Source organism: Amycolatopsis albidoflavus (assembly GCF_039525725.1).
GTDB lineage: Bacteria > Actinomycetota > Actinomycetes > Mycobacteriales > Pseudonocardiaceae > Amycolatopsis > Amycolatopsis albidoflava.
Map to the genome: position 1 here is coordinate 161799 of NZ_BAAAHV010000006.1, position 24885 is coordinate 186683.

The window sequence follows — 24885 nt, forward strand, 5'->3', positions numbered from 1 at the left end:
CGCACCGAACGCCACATTGGGTGCATCTGACGCGCCCAACGCCGCATTGGGTGCGCCGCACGCACCCAGCGCCGCATTGGGTGCGTGCGGCGCGCCGGATGCCGCGTCGGGTGTGTGGGATGTGCCGAGGACTGCGTCGGGTGTGTGGGGATGCGCCGAGGACCGCGTTGGGTGCATCGTGGCGGCGGGGCGGGTCCGTGAAGGGCTCCTTGAGGGAATCTAAGTCCCTCAAGGGGTCCCTCACGGACCGGCGAGGGTTGTGAGGGGAACCCTGAGGGACTCAGAGTCCGTGAAGGTGGCCCTCACGGAACGGGTCAGTGGGCGGCGGTGCTGGCTGGTGCGGGGATGTGCAGCGATCGGGTGCCCAGGCCGGTCGGGCCGCGGGGGTGGGGGCTGGGTTTTGTGCCGATCGGGACGGGGTGGGTGCCGGTGCAGCCTGGGTGCAGCAGTGCCCTGGAGGTGTCAGGGGGTGTCGCAGCGTCGCTCGGGTCGTCGGGCGCTTCGGGGGCGGCCTTTGTGTCTCGGACTCGGTCCAGTTCTTCGTCGGTGTACCGGGCGGATTCGTGGTGCCAGTTCGCGATTCCGGTCATCAGGTTCTTCAGCAGGTCCGCGTAGTCGGTGAGCGTGGCCTGCGCCGAAGCGTCCAGGTTGTAGTCGGCGAATAGGCTGGGCAGGCCTACGTCAACTGCGTGGTGGAATTCTGTCAGTCTTGCTTCTGCCAGGTTGGCGACGATGCGCAGGGCTTGATCTTGCTCCACGTCCAGGAATGATCGGACTACCAGCACCGCATTGTGCAGGCCGCCTTCGTATTCTATTTCCTTGCGGTAGGAGACTAAATCGTTGATCAGCCAGGCGTAGTCGGAGGCTGAATCTTCCAGGGCTTCGATGACGCGGTTTCGGTGGATTTCCGGGGGCACCGTGCTGCTGTTGGTGAGCCGGCTGATGCTGGTCACCAGGTTGGAGCCGAAGGCTTGGCGGCGCATTTCCACGTAATCGATCGGGTCGGGAATGCGGTTTTGCGCCTGGTTGGCCAGTTCCCACACCCAGGCGTCGATCATCTCCTCGACCGTGTGGCGGAAGGCCTCGCGTTCGGCGGAGGTCAGGGGGCCGGTGGTGCGTTGCCACAGGTCGGTCAGACCGGTTTCCAGTGCGGTCACGGGCGGCGGGGGAGTGGCGCCGTCGGTGGGCATGAAGAGTTTCAGGCGTTCGGTGGCCACTCTGGCAGCGGGCAGGTCGTGGGCGAAGACTTCTGCGTAGTAGTCGTCGGCGTAGGTGCCCCAGGTTAGCCAGTCGTTGGTCAGGGACAACTGTTCCGGGGGAGCGTCTGGGCAGATTCCCGCGGAGGCCAACGGTATGTCGGAGACGCGCAGCCGGGTGGAGTCCCACACCGATTCGGACAGCATGCCTATTCGGCGCGGCCAATCGGTGATTTTCTTGCGTTCGGCCGCCAGGTGTGGGCTCAGGCGCAGGGGGAAGGGCAAAGGCAGGGTGGGCAGGGTGACTGGGCCTAATTGTTCATACGGTTGATGCGTGAAGGCTCGTGCGCGTTGCGGGGCGGTGGTGGCGACGGAACGGAAGATTCTAGCTGCGGAGGTGCCCAGGCCGGTCGGGCCGCCTAGTAATTCTGGGCCGTTGTGGGCGTCTAGGGCGCCTTCGTTCATGTAGCGGCTTGAGCGCAGGTGCCATTCGTGCCCGCCGGATTGCCAGTCTTGCAGGCCTTTGACGTAAGAGAACGTTTCGGCTCGTCCGGCGGGGTGTATTCCGTTTTCCTCGAAGAGAGCGGGGATTTCGGTGAGAGCGGTGTGTTCGAATTGGTGCAGGCGCGAGGTGAGGAGATCGTTTACCGCGTCTGCGGCCTCTTGAGTGGTGCAGCCCAGGAACCTCTCGAAGACCAGGACGCTGTTGGACAGTTCGCCCTCGTCTTCGACTTCTCGCTGGTAGGAGAAGAGGTCGTTGCGCAGGTGCACGGCGTCGGCGAAGCAGTCGCGCAGGACTTCCATCGGGCGTTTGGCCGCGATTTCGTCGGGGACTTCGGCGTTCAGGGAATGTTCGATCAGGTTCGCCGACCATGGGGCGCCGCCGACTTTGCGGCGCATCGCGACGTATTCGATGGGGTTCGCGACGCGGCCCTCGTTGATGTTGGCGAGTTCCCAGAGGGATTCGTCGAGGAGGTTGCGCGTGCTTTCGCGGAAGCGGCGGCGCCAGCCCTTGGAGCGGTGGGGGACGGTGCGGTTCCACAGATCGGTCAGGCCGCGTTCGACGGGGTTTTCCGGGGTCTCGGTGATGGCGCCTTCGGCGGGCATGAAGCGAGCGATGCGGTCCAGGTAATCGCGTGCGTGTTCGATGTCGCCGGTGCGTTTGAAGAGTTCCAGGAAATGGTCGTCGAAATAGAAGACCCAGACGTACCAGTCGGTGACCAGGTCGAGTTCCGGCGGGGCGGCGTCGGGGTGGGTGTAGGAGCACAGCAGCGCGTAGTCGTGGGAGTCGAGGTCGTGTTCGTTCCAGATGACGGTCCCGTGCTGGGGCACGTCGATCATGTCCATCGAGTACGCCCACGCCTTGCTGTGCTTCCGCGCGCCGTCCAGGTGCGGGTTCAGCCGGGCGGGATACGACAGATAGAACTCGGGCAGGACGAACGGCTGCACGCGTGCTCCCCTCGCGTTCCGTGGGTGCCGACTCCACGAGGCAAACAGACCGGACCGGCGCGGAGGAAGTGCCGCCACTCCGCCGATTCCGGGGATCGCCCGGGCGGACCAGCGCGGTCCGTTCAACGGTCTTCGCTGCGTGCTCCCGCGTCGCTCGTCGGTGGGCGGCGGGCGGACATCCGGGTGTGGGCGGGTGATGGCGATTGTCTGCCGGACAGTTTCTTGCAACGTGTGCAAATCGGAGTACGCTCAGGTTTTCACACGATGGCAAAGCGGCCTGGGTCCACCGGCGGCCACCTCCCGAGAAGCTTCGCGCGGCGACGGCGCACAGCTGCCGCGCGCGGGTCGTTGTGCCGGGAGGGGGAGTGCCAGGAGGTTGTGGCGCCGTCCCGTCCTAGGAGTGACGCTTATGTCGCCTGGTCCCCTCCCCTCTCGATCTCGCCCGAGACGGCGCGGTGCGCTGGTCGCCGCTGTCGTGCTCGGCGCTGCCCTCGCGGCCGCGTTTCCGGCGGGCACCGCCACCGCGGCCACCACCTCCGGCGGGGTGCTTTACCGGCCCAGCACCGCCAGTGGTTCCACTGAGGACGCGAGCTATCCGCGCGTCATCCGCCTCGCGCACAACGGCAGCGCGAACGGCACTCTGCTGGCCACCTTCTCCCACTCCGGCACCGGCGTCGGGAAGGCGAACTTCCCGGTCTACCGCTCGACCGACAACGGCGTGACCTGGACGTCTTCGCCGATCAGCACGGTCACTGACACCCAGCACGGCTGGGATCTCGACGGCCCGACGCTGTACGAATTGCCGCGCGCCGAAGGATCGCTCCCGGCCGGGACGCTGCTCGCCGCGGGCACCGCCTGGAACCACGGCGACTACACGCAGCAGGCGGTCGAGGTCTTCGTGTCCACCAACCAGGGCGCGAGCTGGACTTACCGCAGTTCGTGCGCGGCCGAGTCCGGGATGGCGAACACGATCGGCCACGGCATTTGGGAACCCGAGTTCGCCACCACCGATCACGGGCTCATCTGCTACTTCTCCGACGAACGCCCGTCGGTCAACAACTACGCCCAGGTTCTCGCGCACGCGGTCTCCACCGACGGCGGCCTGACCTGGGGCAACGAGGTCTACGACGTCGCGGTGCAGAACGGAGTCGAGCGGCCCGGGATGGCCACCGTCGTCCCGCTGCCCAACGGCACCTACGCGATGACCTACGAGGACTGCAAAGCCGGCTTCGATCCAGACCAGGCTTGCGACGTCTACTTCAAGACCTCTCCGGACGCCGAAGCGTGGAATCCCGGCAGCCTCGGCACCCGGATCGAGACCGCCGACCACCGGTTCCTGCTGCACACGCCGTACCTGACCTGGTCGCCGGCGGGCGGCGCGAACGGGACCCTCGTCGCGTCCGGACAGCGGGTCGTCGCGGGCACGGACGGCTCGCTGGCGATCCAGCCGGAGGACGGGCACGTGCTGTTCGTGAACCGGAACCTCGGATCCGGTGCCTGGCAAGAGATCACCACGCCGGTGACCACCGCACCGACCGGCGGCTACGACGCGGGCGAGACGGCCTGCGCCGGGTACAGTTCGCCGTTGCTCGGCGCGCCTTCGGGCAACACCTTCCTGATGCTCGCGGGCACGCATTTGTCCACCGGCAAATGCGAAACGGACTTCGGCACGGCGACGCTGCCGAACGCGCAGGGCCAGATCACCGGTCCCGGCACCACCGGCAAATGCGTCGACGTGAACACCAACACCTCGGTCAACGGCAACGCGGTGCAGCTCTACACCTGCGGCATCGCGACCGGTCAGCAGTGGTCGCTGGAAACCGACGGCACGATCCGGGCTTTCGACAAGTGCCTGAACATCGTCGGCGGCGGCACCGGGAATTCGTCCAAAGTGGAGCTTCGCGACTGTCTCGGCACGCCCGCGCAGCAATGGCAGGCGCGGGCGGACGGGTCGATCTATAACCCGCAGTCGGGTCGCTGCCTCGACGATCCGCAGGCGCAGACCGCGGATGGCACACAGTTGCAGATCTATGACTGCAACGGCTTGTTCACTCAGGTCTGGCACGTTCCAGCCTGATCAGGAAGGGCGGCCAGTTCAGCTGGCCGCCCTTCCCCGTTGTCAGCTACGCGCGCCGCGCCGGTTCAATTCCTCCACCACCGCTGCGTCCACAAAGGTCCGCGCGGTCACCTTGCCGTCCGTTTCCAGCCACAAGTGCAGTCGCGCCGGACCGCCCGGTGCCGGGACGGTCAGCGGGAACGCGTCGCTGAGCCGGAACGGTTTCGCCTGCGCGGCAAGGGAAGTCACCGCGAGAGGCAGATTGTGCGAACCTGAAGCTCCCCAGCCGGCGTGCAGAGTTCCCGCGATCGGCTCCCGGCCGGTGTGCGAGATGTGCACGTCGAGGGTCAACGGTTCCGTCGGGACCGGCAGGTCGGCACCCGCGTGCGCGGGCACGAGGTCAACGACCAGGGTGGTCGCCGCGAAGGCGTCGGCCGGGTTGAGCCCGCCCCAGTCCTTCGGCCGGCGGTGCGCGTCCAGCAGGCCCGCCATTTCGTGTTCCACGTCGGTCAGTTCGGTGTAGATATAGCCGGAAAACCGGTCGTGCCTGCGGATTTCCTGGGTCTGCCAGCGTACGTGCCACGCCCGCTCCAGGCTGGTGAACCCGGCGCCGTACTCGCTGTTCAGCACCGGCACGCCCGAGCGCTGGAAGTCAGCGGAACCGTAGAACGATTTGTCGACCAGGAAGTCCGGCCGGAGCTTGACCTCGAACGATTCCCGCTCCCCGGACGCGAGCGCGGCGAGGTTTTCCGCCCAGTTGCGCGGGTTCTCGTCGTAGTAATGCCAGTCGACCAGATCGGTCTTCACGTGCGCCCAGCCGGAGTTCTCCACGATCGGCCGGGTGTCGTCGAGCGAGCGCATGAGGTCGTAGGCGCGTACGGCCGCGGCAGCGCGCTCCGGGCTGCCGGGGATGTCCCAGTCCAGGCCCCATTCTTCGTTGTACAGCCCCCAGATCACGATCGACGGATGGTTGCCGTCGCGCCGGACCAGGTCAGGCAGTTGCGCCTCGAACGCCGCGGCGGCGGCCGGGCTGAACCGGCTCGGCGCAGGGGGTTCAGCCCAGATCAGCATTCCGATCCGGTCGGCGTGGTCGAGCCATCGCGGTTCCTCGAACTTCAAGTGCTTGCGTACCAGCGAAAAACCGAGTTCCCGCGCCAGTTCGAGGTCGCGGACCAGAGCTTCGTCGTCGGGCGCGGTGAGCCCCGACTTCGGCCAATAGCCCTGGTCGAGCACGCCGCGCACGTACAGCCGTTCCCCGTTGAGATACAATGCTTCGCCGCGTGTTTCGATCCGGCGAAGCCCGCCGGTCACGGTCAACTGGTCGGCGTAGTCGCCTTCGCCCACGGTCAATGCGATGGAGTACAAGTGCGGCGATTCTGGGCTCCACAATCGCGGCGACGGAATTTCCAGCCGACCGGAGAACTGCCCGTCCCGCACCGAAAGGACGGTCTCGCGGCCCTCCAGAAGCGCGACCACGGCGGCGCTGTCCGGAGCGTCCCCGGCGAGTTCGCCCGCGATGTCGAAGCCGGTCAACGAATCTCCGCGTACGGAAACCTCGGCGGCGTAGGTGCGTCCGCGTGCCTCAAGCCAGACACTTTGCCAGATTCCGGACGTCGGCGTGAACGAGACGCCGTCGTAGTCGTCTCGCGGGATCGAACGCTGTTTGCCGTGCGGGATTTCGCGTTTGTCCGCGGGTGCCTCTACCTCGACGGTCAGCTCGGCGGACCGGCCGGGCTCCAGCACGTCGGTGACGTCGAACTCGAACGAACTGTGCCCGCCGACGTGCGAACCGATGGGCTTCCCGTCGATCGAGACGACCGCCCGGTGATGCACCGCGCCGAAGCACAGCGCCACCCGGCGTCCGGTCCACTCCGGCGGAACCGTGATCGTCCGTGTGTAAACCGCGTGTTCCAGCCAGGTGCGGTGTACGCCGGAAGCCTCAGTCTCCCAAGCGAACGGGACGGTGATCGACTCGGGCGCACCGTCGGCCGCGGCGAATCGCCAGCGGCCGTTGAGGCTCAGCCATCTCGCGGACCGGTCCCGGTCGGGACGCGGGTACCCCGGCCGCGGGACCGCCTCCGCGGCGGTCGGGTCGGCGGCGTTCTCGGCAATCGTCATGTGTGTCAGCCCTTTACGCTTCCGGCGAGGATGCCGTTGATGAAGTGCTTCTGCAGCACGATGAACAGGATCAGCAGCGGGACGAGCGCGATCGACGCGGCGGCGAGCAGTTCGCCGGTGACGGTCGCGTAATCGGCGCCCACCCGGTTGCCCGAGATGTTCTGGGCCAGCGTCGAGAGGACCACCTGGAGGGTGGCCATCCGGCTGGAACTGGCCGCGACGACCGGCCAGACGAAATCGTTGTAGATGTTCATGATCGTCAGCACGCCGAGCCCGGCGAGGCCCGGCCGGATCGCCGGGACCACCACGCGCCAGAAGATGCCGAACTCGCCGCAGCCGTCGACGCGGGCGGCGTCGAGCAGTTCGTCCGGCACCGCCGCGATCACCTGGCGCATCCAGAAGATCGCGAACGCGTCGACCGAACCGGGCAGGATCAGCGCCTGGTAGGTGTTGACCCAGCCGAGTTCCTTCATCTCCAGCAGCAGCGGGATGACGAGCACGATCGTCGGCAGCATCAAGGTGAGCAGCACGGCGCCGAAGATCAGGTTGCGGCCGGCGAACCGGTATTTCGCGAACGCGTAGGCCGCCAGCGGCGCGCAGAACATCGTGATCGCGCCCTTCGCCACGAGCACGATCCCGGTGTTGAGGAACCCGCTGCCGATCGGGACGTCCTGGAACATCCCGCGGAAATTGGCGAGGGTGAAGGTCGCCGGGTCGAACCCGAGCGGGTTCCGGATGATCTCGCCCGCCGGTTTGAACGACGACAGGATCGCCCACACCACCGGTGCGAGCAGGGCGACGGTCAGCACGAGCAGGAACGCGTGCGAGCCGAGCAGCGGCCGGGGCTTTCGTTGGCGGACGCCGAGGGTGGTCATGTCAGTCCTCCGCTCGGAGCAGCCGGACGAAAAGCAGCGACACCGCCATCACGACGATCACCAGCAGGAACGAGTTCGCCGCCCCGGTGCCGAGATCCGCGCGCGTGATGTGGTTGTAGAGGTAGAGCCCGGCCGTCGTGGTCGAGGTGTACGGCCCGCCTTTCGTCACCACGTACGGCTCGGCGAACATCTGGAACACCGCCAGCGTCTGCAGAACGAGGCTGAACATCAGCGAACGGCGCAGCAGCGGAACGGTGATCGTCCGCAGTTGCCGGATCCGGCCCGCCCCGTCGAGCGAAGCCGCCTCGTACAGGCCGCGGTCGATCTGCTGGAGTCCGGAAAGGACGATCAGCACCACGAATCCGGTGGTCTTCCAGAGAAACAGCAACGCGAGCGTCGGCTTGGCCCATCCGCTGGTGACGAGCCAGCCGACCGGTGGAAGGCCGACCGCGCCGAGCATCGCGTTCACCGCGCCGTTGTCCTGATCGAACAGCACGATCCAGATCTGCGCGACCGCGACCAGCGGCGTCACGAACGGCACGACGAACGCCACCCGGTAGAACCCGCGCAGCCGTTTGATCGCGTTGAGCAGCACGGCCACGAGTACCGCCAGCACTATCTGGGCCGGGACGATCAGCAGCCACAGCACGCCGGAGTTGCCGAGCGACGACCAGAATCCGCTGCTGGTCAGCAGATAACGGTAGTTGTCGAAGCCGATCCAGTGCGCGGCACCGGATCCGTGCCAGTCGGTGAAACTCAGACGCAGCGTGAAGAACAACGGGTAGACGCTGAAAGCCAAGAACACCAAGACAAACGGCAGCACGAACACGTATGGCGCGAGCAGACGGCGCAACGGAAGAGTGCGCCGCCGCCGACGCGGTGCCCGGGCGCGCGGCTCGACGGCCGGTTCCCGGAACACCTTCGTCGCGGGGGAGGCGGAACGAGTGGTCATTTGCGGTCGATCAGGTTGGTCTGGATGTCCTTGCCCGCCTTGTCGATCACCTGCTGCGGGGTGAGCGCGCCGTCCAGCATCTTCTGCAGGTCGGTGCCGAGGTAGTCGACCGCGCCGGACCACCAGGCCGGGATCGGGGCCCCGCCGGGGATTTCCCGGCCCGCTTCGACGGCGGTCTTCCAGACGTCCTGGCCGCCCATCGCGTCGATCGGCCGGAACAGCGGTTTCGCCGGATCGGCGGCGGGCTGGTAAGCCGGGACCGAGGTGTTCAGGCCGCCCGGATAGACCGAGTTGGGACCGTACACGGCGGTGTAGCCCGCCTGGTCGAACATCAGGAAGCGGTAGAACAGCCAGGACAGCTTGGGATTCTTGGCGTCCTTGGGGATGACGAACGACGAGCCGCCCATCGCGCCGCTGCGCGCGCCGCCCGCGGTCCACGCCGGCAACGGCATCGCCCGCCAGTCGCCCTTGGTCGCGGTCAGTTGCTGCTGCGGGGCGAAGTCGAACCAGATCGCCCACGGGTAGAAGACCTCGTCGGCCGAGTCCAGCGCGCTGACATCGCTGGGCTTGAGGTACTCCGCGCGGGTGCCGAGCCCTTCCTTGCGCACGGTGTCCAGCCAGGTCAGGATCTGGTGGTACTGCGGGGAATTCAGCCGCAGCTTGCCGTCCGGGCCGGCCAGGCCGGTGCCCAGCTGGCTGGCGAACATCTCGAGCTGGAGCTGGCTGTTGAAGGCGTTCTGCTCCAGGTGGATCGGCTTCGCGCCGGGCTTGAACTGCTGGTATTTCTTCGCCGCGGCGAGCAAATCGTCGTAGGTCTTGATGCCGTTCGGGTCGATCCCGGCCGCGCTCAGCGCCTTCGCGTTGTAGAACAGCAGCCCGGGGTCGAGGTCGAAGGGCACGCCGTAGATGCCGCCGCCGACGGTGTTGACGTCGACCTTCTGCTTGGCGATGTCCTTGGTGTAGGGCGCGAGCACGTCCTTGAGATTCCACAGGTGGCTGACGTAGCCGCCGACCTTGGCGTCGTCGAGGAAGACGCCGTCGGGCACGTCGGTGCCGGTGATCAGCGTGTTCTGCAGCTTGGAGTCGATGTCGACGGCCTCGTGCTTGACCGTGACGCCGGGGTACTTCGCGGTGAACTTCTTGATCGCCGCGTCGAAGACCTTGTACAGGTCGCCGGAGCGGTCCCAGACGGTGATCTCGCCCTTGGGCGCCTCGTCGGACGAGGCCTGCAGCACGGCGTTGCCCGTGGCCGGGGCGTCGGAGCTGATGTCCGGGCCGCAGGCGCTCAGCCCGGTGACGAGCAGGGCCGCCGCGGCGACGGCGGCACCGCGGCGGGGGAGGAGGCGGGCTGTCCGTCCGCTCCGTCGGAGAGTGGGGTTCATGGCACTCCTTTGTGCGGGACGGCGGCAACTCGGCGTGCGGAGAGGGGCTCGCCGTGGATTTGCCAACGTAGGCAAACTGTACGACATGCTTGCACACGTTGCAAAAGGTAGGATGACTTCCGGCGAAGGGGGCTCCATGGCGGCGACGTTGCGGGACGTGGCGGATCGGGCGCAGGTTTCGGTGCGCACGGTGTCGAACGTCGTCAGCGGGTACGAGCACGTCAGCGAGAAGATGCGCCAGCGCGTGCTGCGGGCCATCGAGGAACTCGGCTATATCCCGAACCCGGTCGCCCGCACGCTGCGCACCGGCAAGACCGGGCTGCTCTCGCTGGTGGTGCCGGAGATCGACGTGCCGTACTTCAGCCAGCTCGCCCGCGAGGTCATCGACGCCGCCGCGAGCCTCGGCTTCCAGGTGATGATCGACCAGACCGGACACGACCACGAGCGGGAACGCCAGCTGCTGCGCGGAGGGGGTCGGCGCAATCTGTTCGACGGCATGCTGTTCGCGCCGCTCGCGACCGGCGACGAACTGCGCGACGTGGACCCGGCGCGCTCGTCGCCGCTGATCCTGCTCGGCGAGCACGTCTTCGACAGCCGGTTCGACCACGTGGCGATCGACAACGTCGTCGCGGCCCACGACGCGACAATGCATCTGCTCGACCGCGGTCGTACTCGCGTCGCGGCGATCGGCGCGCAGCCGAAGGAGATGTACGCGACGCCGTTGCAGCGCACCGAGGGATTCCGCAAGGCGCTCGACGAGCACGGCCTGGAGCCGGTGAACGCGCTGCAGGCCACGGCCGCCCATTACGGCCGGGCGGACGGCTACGCGGCCACCGCGTCGCTGCTTCGCGAATCTCCGCGCCCAGACGCCATTTTCTGCTACTCCGACCTGCTGGCGATGGGCGCGATCCGCGCGGTGTTCGACGCCGGGCTGCGCGTCCCGGAGGACGTGGCGATCATCGGCATCGACGACATCGAGGAAGGTCGCTACTCGCGACCCTCGTTGAGCACCGTTTCGCTGGACACCCCGTTCATCGCACGGACCGCGGTGTCCCGTCTCGCCGCCCGCATCGAGAATCCGGGGCTTCCGGCCGAGGAATTCGTCGCGCCGCACAAACTGCTCGCGCGGGAGAGCACGGGCTGAGCGCGGCGCGAGGATTCCGGCGGTGTGTGAGGATGCGGGAATGAGCGAAGAAGAACCCCGGGTATCCCGCAACGACAGCGAAAACCGCTACGAGGTGTATGCGGACGGCAAGCTCGCCGGCTTCGCCGAATTCACCCCGAAGGACACCGAAACCGTCTTCACCCACACCGAGATCGGCGACGAGTTCGGCGGTCGCGGTCTCGGCAAGGTGCTGGCGAAGGCCGCGCTGGACGACGTCGTGGCGCGCGGCGGCGTGATCGTTCCGGTGTGCCCGTTCATCGCCGGGTACCTGCGCAAGAACGAGGGCTACGCCGAGCACGTCCGGTGGCCCGGACAGCACTGACGCAGGTCAGCGGCGCCGTTCGGGGTATTCCAGGTGGTCCGAACGGCGCAGCAGCGTCCGATTAGTCCGCATTTTTTGGTTATTAACCAACCTTCGTCGGTTTCGCGTTGGTTGCCGGGCAACAAAAGTGTGGGGCGTCCCACCGGTCGGTTTCAGCCCACCTGGAGGAAGATCCATGACTTCCCGGAAGACGCTCGTCGCGGGATTCACCGCACTGTCGGCCGCGGCCCTGACCGCGGGCATGTGCGTGAACGCCGCCTCGGCAAGCCCGATGGCGTTCGCCCAGATGCAGGCACAGGCGATCACCCAGGCGACGCAGGTCGCCGACACGCTCGGCGCCGGAAACGGCGGCATCTACCTCGAACGCGGCAAGGCGGTGCTGAACGTCACCGACGCCGCGACGCAGGAGAAGGCGAAGGCAGCCGGCTTCGCGACCAAGCTCGTCAAGCACAGCTTCACCGCCCTCACCGGCGCGAAGAACCAGATGGACACCGTGAAGAACGTGCCGCAGACGTCGTGGGGCATCGACACCAAGACCAACCAGGTCGTGGTGAAGATCTACGACTCGGCGTCGCAGGCCACGAAGGACAAGGTCGCCGCGGCGGCGGCGAAGCTGGGCGACGCGGCGCGCGTCGAGCAGCGCTCGGGCAAGCTGTCCACTTACATCGCGGACGGCGACTCGATCAACAACGGGCAGTTCACCTGCTCGCTCGGCTTCAACGTGACCAAGGGCGGCCAGCCGTACATGCTGACCGCGGGCCACTGCACCAACGAGGGCGGCACCTGGTCCGGCGGCGACGTCTCCGGCGCCCAGGTCGTCCAGAGCGACTGCCCCGGAGCCGACTCCGGCCTGCTGACCCGCCCGAACGGCACCGGCGACGGCGCGATCAACACCGGCCAGAAGATCTCCAGCGCCGGCACCCCGACCGTCGGCGAGCAGATCGAGAAGATGGGCCAGACCACCGGCGGCGGCAGCGGCCAGGTCACCTCGGTCGACGAGTCGGTGAACTTCGACGTCGGCGTCCTGAACCACGAATTCGGCACCACCGCCCACACCGACCACGGCGACTCGGGCGGCCCGGCGTACGACGGGGACAAGGGACTCGGCACCCTCTCCGGCGGCGACACCCAGACCAGCTACTTCTACCCGCTGACTCTGGAACTGCAGTCCTACGGCCTCGAGCTCGCCTGAGGCTCACCTGTTTTTCGGCCCGCCGTCCCTCTTTCGGGGCGGCGGGCTTTTTTCGCGTTTTTGTGTCGTACCCGGGGCTTAGAGTTGCCCGCATGAAGCCGAACCCGGCCCGAAACCTATGGACCGCAACAGAACCCCTCCACGCAGTCGTCTACTTCGCCCCGGAACCCGCCGCGGCGGCGAAGCACGTCGGCCTGCGCGGATGGTGGATGGGCTACTTCGCGGGCCGGGCGGCGCCACTCGGTCCGATCGGCCCGGAACCGGTCACGTCGATGTTTTTTGGGTTCGCACCAGGGATGGTCGCGCGAGCGCTTCCTGACGCGTGGACGTTCGCTTCTCCTGGCGACGTATTGCGCACCCGAGTGGAAGCGGTCGAAGCGGCGTTGACGCGATTGCTCGGGCCGGACACTGTGGACGAGCTGGTCACTTTGCTGGAACAGGCAGTCGCCGCTTGCCAATTCGATGCTCGGCCGCTCGCCGCGGCTTGGTCTGCTGTGCCTCGCCCGGATCGGCCGCTGGCCCGGTTGTGGCTGGCGACCGCGGTCCTGCGTGAACACCGAGGCGACGGCCACGTCCTGGCCGCGGTCGCCTCCGGCCTTACCGGCCTGGAAACGACCCTCACCCACATCGCCACCGGAGCCACGACCCGCGAGCAAGTCCAACGCGCCCGAGGCTGGACCGACGAAGAATGGTCCGCCGCAACAGAAAACCTGGTCGATCGCGGCTTGATTGACGTGGACGGCCTGACCCCAGCGGGCGCGGAAGTCCGCCGCACCATCGAAGAAACCACCGATCGCCTGGCCGCCGCCCCGCTCGAAGCGCTAGGCCCGGAAGGAGTCGACCGAGTACTCGAGCTGGCCACCCCGCTGAGCCGACGGATCATCGATCGCGGCGGCGTCCCGATCCCCAACCCGATGGGGGCACAACGTCCCTGAAGAACGATGTCGATTCTCCGGCTCCCCGCCCGACGCACTAGTGACAGCCACTAGAAGGGAGCCTTGAAGATGCTGCTGGAAGGCAAAAACGCGGTTGTGTACGACGCTGGCGGAGGAATCGGCGGCGCGTTCGCCCGAGCTTTCGCCGAGGAAGGCGCGCGCGTCTTCCTGGCCGGACGCACCCGCGAAAAGCTGGACCTCGTAGCCGACGAAATCCGTACGGCTGGCGGCACCGCTGATGTCGCCGTAGTAGACGCGCTCGACGAGAAATCCGTAGACGCGCACGCCGACGCAGTAGTCGAAGCCGCGGGCAGCCTCGACATCTCGGTGAACGTGATCAGCCACGGCGACGTCCAGGGGACTCCCATGGTCGAGATGTCGCTGGCGGACTACGAACAACCGGTAGTCAACGGCGTCCGCACCACCTTCCTCACCATGCGCGCGGCTGGCCGTCACATGAAACGCCAAGGCAGCGGCGTAGTCCTCCTCTTCGGCGGCGACGGCGATCCGGTCCGCAACCACGCGGTCGGCGGCCTGCAAGTCGGATTCGCCGCTCTGGAAGCGATGCGCCGACAACTCGCCGCCGAACTGGGCCGACACGGCGTGCGCACGGTGACGCTCCGAACCGGTGGCATCCCCGAAACGATCCCGGCGGATTTCCCCGGCGCCGAGGACCTCACCGCGGAGCTCGCCGAACCGACGATGCTTGGCCGTACCGCGACGTTGGCCGATGTTGGTGCGGTAGCGGCGTTCGTCGCGTCCGATCGGGCTCGGTCGATGACCGCTGCCACGGTGAATGTCAGTTGTGGTGCGTTGGTGGACTAGGCCGTCGCGACAGACGGAGGCTCCATCCCGAGGCAGGCCACGACAAGACCACCGAAAGTACCCCGGCCCGGGAGGCGGCACCGCGGATCCGGCCGAGTGCGAAAGACCGGTCTTGAACACCATCCCGACCCACCGTCCTCGCCCTCATAGCGGGCCGTGCGTTTCTGGCCGCGAGTCCGGTGTCTGGGCTCGCGGCCCTGACCGACGCGACGATCGAACGCCGCGTCGATTTCGTGCTGCCACGCGGTCAGGCGGTAACCCCGGCGGCCCGGACGCTGCAGACCGAACTGGCCGAGGCCGTCGCGGGTTAACCCTTGGCGCGGGCGGAGATCTGCTGCACCGACCAGGTGTTGCCGTCGGGGTCGGCGAAGTGGACGAACCCGATGTTGTCCAGGTCCTCGAGCGCGCCGGTGCCCGGATCCGGGCCGTAGACCTGGAGTTCGCCGACCTCGACGCCGCGTTCCACCAGTTCCTCGCGGGCTTTCCGGACGTCGGCGACGACCAGCTGCAGACCCTTGATCGACCCCGGCGGCATGTCCGGCACCACGCCCTTGCCCAGGACGATCGAACAGCCCGAGCCCGGCGGCGTCAGCTGCACCAGGCGCTGCCCCGGCGCGGGGCTGATGTCGTGGTCGAGGCGGAAGCCGACCCGGTCGGCGTAGAACGCTTTCGCCCGGTCGATATCGGTGACGGGAACGACGACGACCTCGAGAGTCCAGTCCATGTGACGAGTTCTAGCGGTGGCCTGAGCAGGCGGTCAAGCGCTCGCCAGCTCCACCCGGTTCCGGCCGGCCTGCTTGGCCCGGTACAGCGCGGCGTCGGCGGCCACCAGCACGTCGTCGACGCTGGCGAGATGCTCGGCCGGGTACAGCGCGCAGCCGATCGAGACGGTCAGGTCGCTGATCACCGAATCCTGGTCCGGCAGCGCGACGACCACCTGCGGAACCCGCCGCCGGATGCGGTCGGCGATGTGGCCGAGGTGCTCGGCGCTCGGGATGTCCGGCAGCGCGATCGCGAACTCCTCGCCGCCCCAGCGGCCGCACACGTCCTGCTCGCGGACCTCGTCGCGCAGCGACAGCGCGATCTCGCGCAGCACCAGGTCGCCGGTGGGGTGGCCGTAGGTGTCGTTGATCGCCTTGAAGTGGTCGAGGTCGAGCAGCAGCACGCCGACGCTGTCCTGGTTCGCCCGCGCGCGTTCGAGATAGCGCTCGGTGACCGTGCGCCACCAGCGTTTGGTGGCAAGCCCGGTGGTGACGTCGGTGCGCGCGTCGCGCTGGAACTGGGTGAGCAGCAGCCCGCGGTGCAGCGCCACGAGCGCGATCACGACGCCCGCCAGGAGCAGCGGGTTGGCCAGCAGCAGGAGCGCCGCGGTGACCAGGCCGAGCCCGATCGCGCCCGCTTCGAGCAGCTGGTCGCCGAAGCCGGAGAACAGGTCCGCGAACGACCGCGGCGGGCTCGACAGCGCGATCGCGACCATGACGAGCGCGGTGTTGATCGCCCAGCGCAGCCCGGCGGCCAGCACGAAGACGACCAGGTCGAGCAGGCCCGGACCGAAGCCGCCCGCGAGCACTCCCGGGTACTCGTGCATGCCGAGCGCGAGCACCGCGACCGCGGCCTGCGTCCCGCACAGGACGGTGGCGCAGGAGAAAATCCAGCGGTGCGGCAGGACCGGCCGTTCGTGCGGCCAGACCCGCCACCAGGCGACGGCGTAGGTGAGCACGACCATCGCCGACGCGAGGATCGCCGGCAACGCCACCACAGCGGCGATGCTCCAGACGGCCTTGGTGTCGACGTACGCGACTGTGGGCGCACGGCTGTACTCGCGCTGTCGCTCGATGTGCCGGGTCGCCTCGATCGCCAGCGCCGCGCACACCGCGAGGACGCCGAAGCGGACTAGATCGATCTGGTGCACCGGGGCGAGCCACGCGGTGGCGAGGGTGGTGCCCACTGCCACGACGTTCACCAGCAGCACATACATGCGGACGTGCGAGGGCAACCGCCATAGGCGCCAGCCTGTGAACCACCCGGCAACTCGTCCGCGCACTCTTCACCTCACCCGATTGGCTTCTACGGTAAACGACGAGGCGCGTTGTGTGCTGCCTGTCGTCCGGACTCTGGGAAGCACCGGGGCGATTTCGCCCGGACAGCCCAGCGCCAGACGGCCGGCGAGGGGAGGTGGCCACTGTGAGTAGTGGCCAGCTGCTCCGAATCCGGGCCGGACCAGGGGATCCACGAGAGTCCCGTTTGGACCCCCATGGCCACTTTCGGTGACCGCCCTACCGGCGATGACGTGCGAAAACCGCCGAAGGCGCGACTCTGAAACGGAGGTGACGACCGTGCGCGACAACAACTGGACGACACCGCGGTGACGCAGGTCGCCCTCGTGGTCTCGACTCGAGGTCGAGACTTTCGGCCCTCGCGGAGGAGAGGAGGTGCCCACAGTGCGGGACAACAACTGGTGAACGGGACGGAACGCGGGAATCCGGGACGCGGAAGGAAAGCGGAAAGGAGGCGGCGGGATGCGCGACAACAACTGGACCCGCTGAGGACGGCCGGGTGATCGCGACGGGTGATCGGAAAGGAGGTGTGCGGTGCGCGACAACAACTGGAACCGGTGAAACGACTGAAACCGCTGGACGAAGTGCTGGGGAAGGAGGTGAACGACTGCCATGCGCGACAACAACTGGACTCGCTGAACCTGCTTGATCGCTGACCGCTGATCCGGGAAGGAGCCGCCGCGATGCGCGACAACAACTGGAACCGCTGAAGCCCGCTGTTCGCCGATTGGCGACGAGGAAGGAGATCGCTGTGCGTGACAACAACTGGACCCGCTGAATCCGCTCGATTACCGACCGTCGATTCGAGAAGGGAGCCGCCGCGATGCGCGACAACAACTGGACCCGCTGAATTCCCGCCGATTACTGACCGCCGACCTCGCGAAAGGAACTTGCCGCCGTGCGCGACAACAACTGGTCCCGCTGAGCCTCGTTGACCACCGACCGCCGAACTGCGAAAGGAGCCGCTGCCGTGCGTGACAACAACTGGACCCGCTGAGTCCCGCCGATCACCGTCCGTCGACTCGCGAAGGGAGCTGCCGCGATGCGCGACAACAACTGGGCTCGCTGAGCTCCGCCAATCACTGCCCGCCGACCAGCGAAAGGACCGCCGCCATGCGCGACAACAACTGGGCCCGCTGAGTCCCGCCGACCACTGCCCGTCGACTCGCGAAGGGAACTGCCGCCGTGCGTGACAACAACTGGACTCGCTGAGCTCCGCCACCACCGCCCGTCGAGCCGCGAAGGGAGCTGCCGCGATGCGTGACAACAACTGGACTCGCTGAGCCCCGCCAATCAATGCCCGCCGACCAGCGAAAGGAGCCGCCGCGATGCGTGACAACAACTGGACCCGCTGAGCCCCGCCAATCACCGCCCGCCAACCAGCGAAAGGACCGCCGCTGTGCGTGACAACAACTGGACCCGCTGAACCGCCCCCAGCCCGCCCCACGAGGAGGTGAGAGGGCGTGCGTGACAACAACTGGACGTGATCCGAACCAGTCCCGCGGCACACCCGTCCCGCGGATTACGGCGCGGGAGGTGGGGTGGCCCCGTCGAGGGGAGTTCGGCGGGGCCGCACCGCGCGGTCCGCTCGCACCGCCCGCGCCCACGCGATCCCGGCCAGACCGGCGCACCCCGCCCCGGCCACAGCCGCGATCGCGACCACCGTCGTCGGCGCGAAGGCCAGCGCCAGCGCGCCCGCGGCCGCGATCGTCAGGCCCTGTGCCGCGCGCAACGCGGCGATCGCGACCCCGATCACCTGGCCGCGCTGTTCCGGCGGCGCGGCGAGGCTGTACTGCACCTGGGTGATCAAGTCGTGCGCGGAAAACATCCCGGACACCGTCCAGACCGCCACGACCATCGGCAACGCGGGCGTCCAGCCGGTCGGCAGCAGCACGAGACTGCTCGCCACCGCGAGCGGACCCAGCCACCGCACCTGCCGCGCCCGCGGCAACCGGCTGATCAGCAGCGCCCCGAGCAGCGTCCCGACCGGGTTCGCCACCAGCAGCCAGCCGAGCACGCCGGTGCCGCCGAGTTGCGCGGCCACCGGCACCGCCAGTCCCTCCGGCACCACGTAGAACCCGCAGCAGCACGCGATCGCCAGCAGCGACCGCAGTTTCCGGTCCCGCGCGACCAGCCGGCAGCCCGCCTTCAGCGAGGCCCACTGCGGCACGTGCTCGGCCACCTTCGCAACCGGGTACAGCCGCAAACCCCAGCGCAGCGCGGCCGCCGACACCGCGAACGTCACCGCGTCCGCCCACAACGCGCCCGAAACCCCGAGCCACGCGACCACCGCCGCGCCCGCACCGAAGCCGATCACCAGCGCGGCCTGGTACGTCGAGGAGAGAATCGCTTGTCCGGTCGCCAGTTTCTCCTCGCCCAGCATGTCCGGCAGGACAGCTTGCCGCGCGGCCTGAAACGGCCCGGCCGCGAGTTGCACGACCACGAGCAGTCCCGCGGCGATCGGCCAGGGCATGCCGGGAATCGCCATCAACGCGACCAGCAGTGCGCGCACGACATCCGCGACCACGAGCACGGTCCGGCGCGGGAACCGGTCGGCGAGCCCGCCGAGCGCGCCGCCGAGGAGGTCCGGCAAATAGGTGAGCGCGTACGTCCCGGCGGCCCAGCCCGCGGACGCCGTTCGGTTGAACACCAACACAGTCAGCGCGACTCGTACTAATTGGTCACCTGCCACCGACAGCACGTGCGCGAGCCAGAGCGCACGGAATTCGCCCATCCGGAACACGCTCCGGAAAGACGGCGCCGTCGTGGTCATGTGCTCACCCTGTCGTGACTCGGCCACCCGGAGCAACCCCGGCCGGGCGCGGGTGGGTCGCGGATCCGGCTCCGGCCGTCCGTGGAAAACTGGGTGATCGCCGTCCGTGGATGATGTCGCACCGAAGGGTTTTCCGTTGACCGAGGAGAGCCGGCAGGTCGCCGGTCGCTACGAGCTCGTCGAACTGATCGGCAGCGGCGCGATGGGGATGGTCTGGCGCGGGGAGGACAAGATCCTCGGCCGCGTCGTCGCCGTCAAGGAACTCCTCATGCCCGTGAACCAGGGCGAGGACAAGGTCGAGGAAGCCCGCAACCGCGCCATGCGCGAGGCCCGCATCGCCGCCCGGCTGCAGCATCCGAACGCCATCTCGGTGTTCAACGTGGTCGAGCACGAGGACCGGCCGTGGCTGATCATGGAGTACCTGCCCTCGCGCAGCCTCGCGGTGAAACTGCGCGAGGACGGCCCGCTGACCGTCGACGAGGCGATCCCGTTCGCGGTGCAGCTGGCGGGCGTGCTCGCCGCCGCGCACCGGGCGGGCATCGTGCACCGCGACGTCAAACCGGGCAACGTCCTGCTCGGCGACGACGGCAGCACGGTCAAGGTGACCGACTTCGGCATCTCCCGCGCGGTCGGCGACGTCACGCTCACCGCGACCGGCGAAATCTCCGGCACGCCCGCGTTCCTCGCGCCGGAGGTTGCCCGCGGCGAGGACGCGACGTTCGCCTCCGACGTGTTCGCTCTCGGCGCGACGCTGTACATGGCGGTGGAGGGCGATCCGCCGTTCGGCACCGCGGACAACGCGATCGCCTTGCTGTACCGGGTTTCCAGCGGTTCGATCAACCCGCCGAAACAGGCCGGGAAGCTGGAGCCGCTGCTGCTGAAGCTGCTGGAGCTCAAGCCGGAGGACCGGCCGTCGATGACCGAGGTCGTCGCGGAGCTGCGCAAGCTCGACGGCGGCGTCACCCCGGTCGCGACGGTTCCGGAACCGCCGACGCTGCCCGAAGCCAAACCGCCGGTCGTGCCCACCACGGTCGCGGTGCCGGCCGCGGGTGCCGCGGACGCGCCGCCCGCTGGTTCGGACCGAAGACGCCGCGGGATGATCTTCGCCGGGGCGGGCGCGCTGCTCGTCGTGATCGCCGTGATCGTCACCGTCGTCCTCACCCGTAACCACGGGGAGGAAAATCCGTCGGCGAACCCGCCGCCTGCTTCTGGGACTTCCGCGCCTTCCAGTGCTCCGGCGTCATCGTCGGTGTCGCAGCCTTCGCCGTCGACTCAGCCGTCAACTACGCCTTCGTCGAGCGCTCCGCCGTCCTCCAGCTCAGCCGCGAACTCGCCGGACGCGATGGCTTCCGCGCTGCGTACGTACTTCTCGTACCTGCCGAGCAATCTGGAGAGCGGCTGGGCGATGCTCAGCGACGGGTTCCGTGCGAGGAAGAATCAGACCTTCGACCGGTACAAGTCCTGGTGGAGCCAGTTCAGCTCGGTGACCGCGAACGACGTCCAGGTCACCGGAGACAACACGCTCAGCGCGAAGATCACCTATCACCGCACCAGCGGCGGCACGACGACCGAGTCGCACCACTACACAATGTCGCAGCGCAACGGCACCTGGCAGATCGACGTGGAGAGCTAGCTCCGGAGAAGCAGCGCGATCGCGGCGGCGGCGTCCTGGCCTTGGCCGACTCGCACGGTGCGCAGGCCCGCGGATCGCCCGGCTTCGACGTCCGCGCCGACCAGCCAAGCGTCGTCCAGCGTCGTTTCGCAGCGTTCGGCGGCGAGCGCGAACAGCTTCGGGTCCGATGTGGACAGTCCGGCCGGCCCGGCGAGCGCCCAGCCGTCCACGAGCCCGGCGATTCCGGTGCACAGCAACGTGGACAGCTGCGCTTCGCCCTCGCCGAGGACGCCGATCCGCCAGCCCGCGGCGCGCAGCCGGGGCAAGCCGGTCAGCACGCCGGGTGCGGCCGGGACGAGCGCGGGATGGCGTTCTCGGTAGGCGTCTTCGAGGTCGGCTTCTTGCAGGTCGAAGCGTTCGCGGAGGTTCTTGAAGAACGTCGCCCGGTCGGCGCGCCCGCGATCGTCGGCGGCGACGAGCCATTCCGCGTCCGCTTCGGCGAGCCGATGTTCCGCGCAGAACTCCCACACCCAGCGGCGGAAGCCCTCCGCGCGATCGACGAGCGTGGTGTCGAGGTCGAACAGGACGAGCCGCACGGGGAGAGACATTAGCGCGTTCCGTCGGGGCTTCGGGAGATTTTTTTACTCCGTTCGAGTGAACGGATCGCGGTTTTTGTCGGTGTTCGATGCGAACATATGTTCGTGACGAGCGAAGGACCGATCCTCCACGCCGACCTCGACGCGTTCTACGCCTCGGTCGAGCAGCGCGACGATCCCCGGCTGCGCGGCAGGCCGGTGATCGTGGGCGGTGGCGTGGTGCTGGCCGCGAGCTACGAGGCGAAGGCGCTGGGCGTGCGCACCGCGATGGGCGGGGCGCAGGCGAGGCGGTTGTGCCCGCATGCCGTGGTGGTGCCGCCGCGGATGTCGGTCTACAGCGCGGCGAGCAAGGCTGTGTTCGAGGTGTTCCGGCAGACGACGCCGGCGGTGGAAGGAGTGTCGATCGACGAAGCTTTCCTGGACGTCGGCGGTCTGCGGCGGATCGCCGGTCGTCCGTCGGAGATCGCGGTGCGCTTGCGCGCGGAGGTGCTGGCGCAAGTCGGGCTGCCGATCACGGTGGGGGTGGCGCGCACGAAGTTCCTCGCGAAGGTGGCGAGCGGCGTCGCGAAACCGGACGGCCTGCTGGTGGTGCCGCCTGACGGAGAGCTGGAATTCCTGCACCCGCTGCCGGTGGAGCGATTGTGGGGAGTGGGAAAGGTGACGTCGGCGAAGCTGCGGGAACGCGGCGTCCGCACCGTGCGCCAAGTCGCCGAACTGCCAGAAGCCGCGCTGATCTCGATGCTGGGCCCAGGCACCGGACGTCACCTGCACGCTCTGGCCCACGGCCGCGACCCGCGCGCGGTCCAGCCAGGAAAACGCCGCCGCTCGATCGGCTCGCAACGCGCCCTCGGCCGCCGCTCCCGCTCACCTGCCGAGCTGGACGAGATCGTGGTGTCCATTGTGGACCGATTGGCGCGACGGCTGCGCGGCGCGTCGAGGGTATGCCGGACGGTGGTGCTGCGAATGCGCTTCGCGGACTTCACCCGTGCTACGAGGTCGCACACGCTTGCCGACAGCACCGACCACACGGAGACGCTGCTGTGCGCCGCCCGCGGTCTGCTGTCCGCGGCGCAACCGCTGGTGTACGACCGGGGTTTGACGTTGCTGGGCCTGTCGTTCTCGAACCTCGACAGCCATGGCGCGGTGCAGCTGGCGTTGCCGCTGGACCAACCGTCCCGCCCAGCGATGTCGGCGGAGGCCACCGCACTGGACTCAGCCGTGGACGCCTTGCGGAACCGCTTCGGCGCGGCGGCGTTGACGCGGGCGGCGCTGTTGAGCCATGAGGCTGGGGTGGAGATGCCTATGCTGCCGGATTGACCGAAAGCGGTGGCCCCGCGGCGATTTCCGCGAGGGCTGTTTCCCTGCTTAGCCTGGCAAGGTCCGTCCGGGCCCGGCGCATCCGACTGGGGCTGGCGGGGCGTGGCGGCTCTGGCTGGGGCCCGAGGTTCTGGCTAACCGCGGCGGTTCTGACTGGGGCCGGCGGACCCGGCTGAGTCCGGCTGAGCGTGGCGGCTCTGGCTGGGCCGGCGGGGCTGGCTGAGCGTGGCGGTTCTGGCCGGGCCCCGAGGTCCTGGCTGAGCCCGGTGGGGCCGGCCGGGGCCGGCGGTTCTGCCTGAGCCCGGTGGGTCCGGCCGCGTCGTGTGGCAAGGTGCCGGCGGGTACTAGACGCCGCGGCGTGCGACCGGGTGCCACGTGTCGCAGCGTGCGGCGGGGGCCAGGTGCCGGAGGGCTCGGCGAGGTGGTCACCGTGGCTGGGCTGTCGTGTACAGCGCTTCGGCCAGTTTGCGTAGCTCGCCGCGGCAGGACTCGCTGCCTCCGTTTGGGCTGGCGGGCGTGTAGCCGACCTGGAAGGTGGCGTTGTGGTCGAGGACGATCAGTTCGCAATCCCGCGGATTCATCCCCGGGAGCCAATGCGCCTTTTCGCCGAAGGGTAAGCCGACGGGGCTGTCGTCCTTGCTCAAGGCGGAGCTGCCGGTGAAGTTGAGCTGTGCGCTTTCCCGGCCTGATTGCCGGTCGGTTTTCGCGTACCAGTTCGCGGCGAGTCGCAGCTCGGGTAGTCGCTGGGCGGCGGGCGTGAAGCTGCAGAGGACGGAACCGTCTTTGCTGATTTCGGGTTGCCAGCTGCGGACTATCTCGAAAGCGGCCTGCGGAATTTCCGGTGCCCGGGCGGCGAAACCGGCGCAGGTGGCGAAGTTGGTCTCGTGGTACTTGTCTGGCGTCGGGTCTGGAGCCTTGTCATGTGCCGCGCCCCAAAGGAGTGCGCCGGTGCCTACTGTTGCCCACGTGACAAGGAGTGCGGTCAGCGCAGTCGCGACGCCGATTCCCGTCCACAGTGCGAGGTGGCTCTTCTTCCGTTTGGGGCGTGGCGGAAGGGGTGGTGCTGCGGTCACGGTGATTTCCTTGCGCTCCGGAGAATGTCATAACTTATACCTGATCAACTGGCGACCGCGCGCAGTGCGTCAAGGCCTGCGCGGACGAGTGGATGGCTTCTGCTTCCACGGCGAACAGCGGTGAGCAATCGACGGGTAGGAATGGACGTTCCCAGCAGCGGAATCCGCTTAACCGCATGCGAAGGCAGCGGCACGATCCGCGGCATCAGGCACACTCCGAGCCCTTCCGCGACTAGGGCTGAGACTGCGTACCATTCCTTCACCTCATGGACGATCCGAGGCGTGAAGCCGGCGGCGGCGCACGCGGCGGTCACCAATGGATAAGTGTCGTTGTTGTGCTTCTTGACAATCCACGGCTGATCGGCCGCCTCGGCGAGTTCGATTCCGGTGCGCCGGGCGAGTGGGTGGGTCGCGGCGACGAGCAGGTCTTGGCGGTCGGTCGTCAGCGATGTCTGCTCGAAGCGGGAGTCGGTGACCGGCGGTGCTTCCGGGCCGGGCAGGACCAGGGCGATGTCTGACTCGTCGGCTAGCAGCAGGCGGTAGCAGTCGACGCTTTCCTCTTCGGTGATTTGCGGTTCCACCAGCGGATGCGTCTTACGCAGGCTGGCGACGGCGGGAGCGGCGAGGGTTGCCAGCGCCGAGGAAACGCCGCACAGGCGCAGTGTGCCGCGGAGTTCCGCGTCCTCCGCGGCGAGTTCTGCGCGGGCGGCTTCCCATTGGAGCCGCAGGGCATCGGCGTGGCGGAGCACGATGCGGGCGGCTGGGGTCAGTTGCACTCGACGGCCGTGCGGCGCAAGCAGTTCCACGCCCAGATCCCGGGCCAGCAAACGCAATTGCTGGGAGACCGCGGACGGCGTCAGATGCAACGCGGAAGCGGTCGCGGTCACTGTTCCGTACTCGGCGAGGGTCCGCAGGACGTGCAACCGGTGGTCGATCATGTAGTCCAGGCTAAACGGTTTCGTGCGGAAAGATTCGTTGGACGTGCACGCT

Annotated in this window: 21 protein-coding genes; 10 read left to right on the forward strand and 11 right to left on the reverse strand. The window is 68.2% G+C overall.

From position 1 onward, the window contains the following. Positions 1 to 314: 314 nt before the first annotated feature. Positions 315 to 2645, reverse strand: a complete 2331-nt coding sequence (locus ABD156_RS09105; protein WP_344269064.1) for a terpene synthase family protein — start codon at positions 2643 to 2645, stop codon at positions 315 to 317. Positions 2646 to 3054: 409 nt separating this feature from the next. Here ABD156_RS09105 and ABD156_RS09110 point away from each other — a divergent pair, with 409 nt between their 5' ends. Continuing rightward, positions 3055 to 4722 carry a ricin-type beta-trefoil lectin domain protein gene (locus ABD156_RS09110; protein WP_344269067.1) on the forward strand — a complete coding sequence of 556 codons (1668 nt, stop codon included), beginning with the start codon at positions 3055 to 3057 and terminating at the stop codon, positions 4720 to 4722. A gap of 42 nt (positions 4723 to 4764) precedes the next feature. On the opposite strand, the gene ABD156_RS09115 is transcribed toward ABD156_RS09110, so the two are convergent. Genes ABD156_RS09115 through ABD156_RS09130 form a run of 4 tightly spaced genes read right to left on the reverse strand, consistent with a single transcriptional unit; the run spans position 4765 to position 10028 of the window. Continuing rightward, positions 4765 to 6819: a glycoside hydrolase family 2 protein gene (locus ABD156_RS09115; RefSeq protein WP_344269070.1), complete on the reverse strand. Its 2055-nt coding sequence runs from the start codon at positions 6817 to 6819 to the stop codon at positions 4765 to 4767. Positions 6820 to 6824: 5 nt separating this feature from the next. Beyond that, positions 6825 to 7694, reverse strand: coding sequence for a carbohydrate ABC transporter permease (locus ABD156_RS09120; protein ID WP_344269073.1), 870 nt, complete (start codon positions 7692 to 7694; stop codon positions 6825 to 6827). A 1-nt stretch (position 7695) separates the two neighbouring features. Beyond that, positions 7696 to 8646, reverse strand: a complete 951-nt coding sequence (locus ABD156_RS09125) for a carbohydrate ABC transporter permease (RefSeq protein ID WP_344269076.1) — start codon at positions 8644 to 8646, stop codon at positions 7696 to 7698. Next, positions 8643 to 10028 carry an ABC transporter substrate-binding protein gene (locus ABD156_RS09130; RefSeq protein ID WP_344269082.1) on the reverse strand — a complete coding sequence of 462 codons (1386 nt, stop codon included), beginning with the start codon at positions 10026 to 10028 and terminating at the stop codon, positions 8643 to 8645. Before ABD156_RS09130 ends, ABD156_RS09125 begins: the two co-directional genes overlap by 4 nt. A 136-nt stretch (positions 10029 to 10164) precedes the next feature. Here ABD156_RS09130 and ABD156_RS09135 point away from each other — a divergent pair, with 136 nt between their 5' ends. The 6 genes from ABD156_RS09135 to ABD156_RS09160 all read left to right on the forward strand — a co-directional run bounded on the left by ABD156_RS09135 (position 10165) and on the right by ABD156_RS09160 (position 14778). Then, entirely contained in the window at positions 10165 to 11172 is a 1008-nt protein-coding gene (locus ABD156_RS09135; protein WP_344269085.1) for a LacI family DNA-binding transcriptional regulator, read from the forward strand. A gap of 40 nt (positions 11173 to 11212) precedes the next feature. Beyond that, entirely contained in the window at positions 11213 to 11515 is a 303-nt protein-coding gene (locus ABD156_RS09140) for a GNAT family N-acetyltransferase (RefSeq protein WP_101435558.1), read from the forward strand. A gap of 175 nt (positions 11516 to 11690) precedes the next feature. Then, positions 11691 to 12707: a S1 family peptidase gene (locus ABD156_RS09145; RefSeq protein ID WP_344269093.1), complete on the forward strand. Its 1017-nt coding sequence runs from the start codon at positions 11691 to 11693 to the stop codon at positions 12705 to 12707. Between the two features lie 92 nt (positions 12708 to 12799). Continuing rightward, a complete protein-coding gene (locus ABD156_RS09150) occupies positions 12800 to 13642 on the forward strand; it encodes an SCO6745 family protein (RefSeq protein WP_344269096.1) in 843 nt (280 codons plus the stop codon). Positions 13643 to 13711: 69 nt separating this feature from the next. Further along, on the forward strand, positions 13712 to 14467 hold the full coding sequence (locus tag ABD156_RS09155; RefSeq protein WP_344269099.1) for an SDR family NAD(P)-dependent oxidoreductase: 756 nt from the start codon (positions 13712 to 13714) through the stop codon (positions 14465 to 14467). A gap of 179 nt (positions 14468 to 14646) precedes the next feature. Next, entirely contained in the window at positions 14647 to 14778 is a 132-nt protein-coding gene (locus tag ABD156_RS09160; RefSeq protein ID WP_344269102.1) for a hypothetical protein, read from the forward strand. On the opposite strand, the gene ABD156_RS09165 is transcribed toward ABD156_RS09160, so the two are convergent. Both ABD156_RS09165 and ABD156_RS09170 read right to left on the reverse strand, forming a co-directional pair. After that, entirely contained in the window at positions 14775 to 15191 is a 417-nt protein-coding gene (locus ABD156_RS09165; protein ID WP_344269105.1) for a VOC family protein, read from the reverse strand. The genes ABD156_RS09160 and ABD156_RS09165 overlap by 4 nt on opposite strands. 33 nt (positions 15192 to 15224) lie before the next feature. Next, positions 15225 to 16511, reverse strand: coding sequence for a GGDEF domain-containing protein (locus ABD156_RS09170; RefSeq protein ID WP_344269108.1), 1287 nt, complete (start codon positions 16509 to 16511; stop codon positions 15225 to 15227). A gap of 525 nt (positions 16512 to 17036) precedes the next feature. Here ABD156_RS09170 and ABD156_RS09175 point away from each other — a divergent pair. Continuing rightward, positions 17037 to 17180 (forward strand): hypothetical protein, encoded by a 144-nt coding sequence (locus ABD156_RS09175; RefSeq protein ID WP_344269110.1) that lies wholly within the window; start codon positions 17037 to 17039, stop codon positions 17178 to 17180. A gap of 866 nt (positions 17181 to 18046) precedes the next feature. Here ABD156_RS09175 and ABD156_RS09180 read toward each other — a convergent pair. Then, positions 18047 to 19297, reverse strand: a complete 1251-nt coding sequence (locus ABD156_RS09180) for an MFS transporter (RefSeq protein ID WP_344269113.1) — start codon at positions 19295 to 19297, stop codon at positions 18047 to 18049. Between the two features lie 136 nt (positions 19298 to 19433). On the opposite strand from ABD156_RS09180, the gene ABD156_RS09185 reads away from it, so the two are divergent. Next, complete coding sequence (locus tag ABD156_RS09185; protein ID WP_344269116.1) at positions 19434 to 20930, forward strand: serine/threonine-protein kinase; 1497 nt, start codon at positions 19434 to 19436, stop codon at positions 20928 to 20930. On the opposite strand, the gene ABD156_RS09190 is transcribed toward ABD156_RS09185, so the two are convergent. Next, entirely contained in the window at positions 20927 to 21517 is a 591-nt protein-coding gene (locus tag ABD156_RS09190) for an HAD family hydrolase (RefSeq protein ID WP_344269119.1), read from the reverse strand. The two genes, ABD156_RS09185 and ABD156_RS09190, sit on opposite strands and share 4 nt — an antisense overlap. Positions 21518 to 21604: 87 nt before the next feature. Between ABD156_RS09190 and dinB the strand changes: the two genes are divergently transcribed. Beyond that, positions 21605 to 22822, forward strand: a complete 1218-nt coding sequence (gene dinB, locus ABD156_RS09195; RefSeq protein ID WP_344269122.1) for a DNA polymerase IV — start codon at positions 21605 to 21607, stop codon at positions 22820 to 22822. Between the two features lie 425 nt (positions 22823 to 23247). Here dinB and ABD156_RS09200 read toward each other — a convergent pair whose 3' ends face one another. Further along, positions 23248 to 23895: a hypothetical protein gene (locus ABD156_RS09200; protein WP_344269125.1), complete on the reverse strand. Its 648-nt coding sequence runs from the start codon at positions 23893 to 23895 to the stop codon at positions 23248 to 23250. A gap of 44 nt (positions 23896 to 23939) precedes the next feature. Next, a complete protein-coding gene (locus tag ABD156_RS09205) occupies positions 23940 to 24833 on the reverse strand; it encodes a LysR family transcriptional regulator (RefSeq protein ID WP_344269127.1) in 894 nt (297 codons plus the stop codon). Positions 24834 to 24885 lie beyond the last annotated feature (52 nt).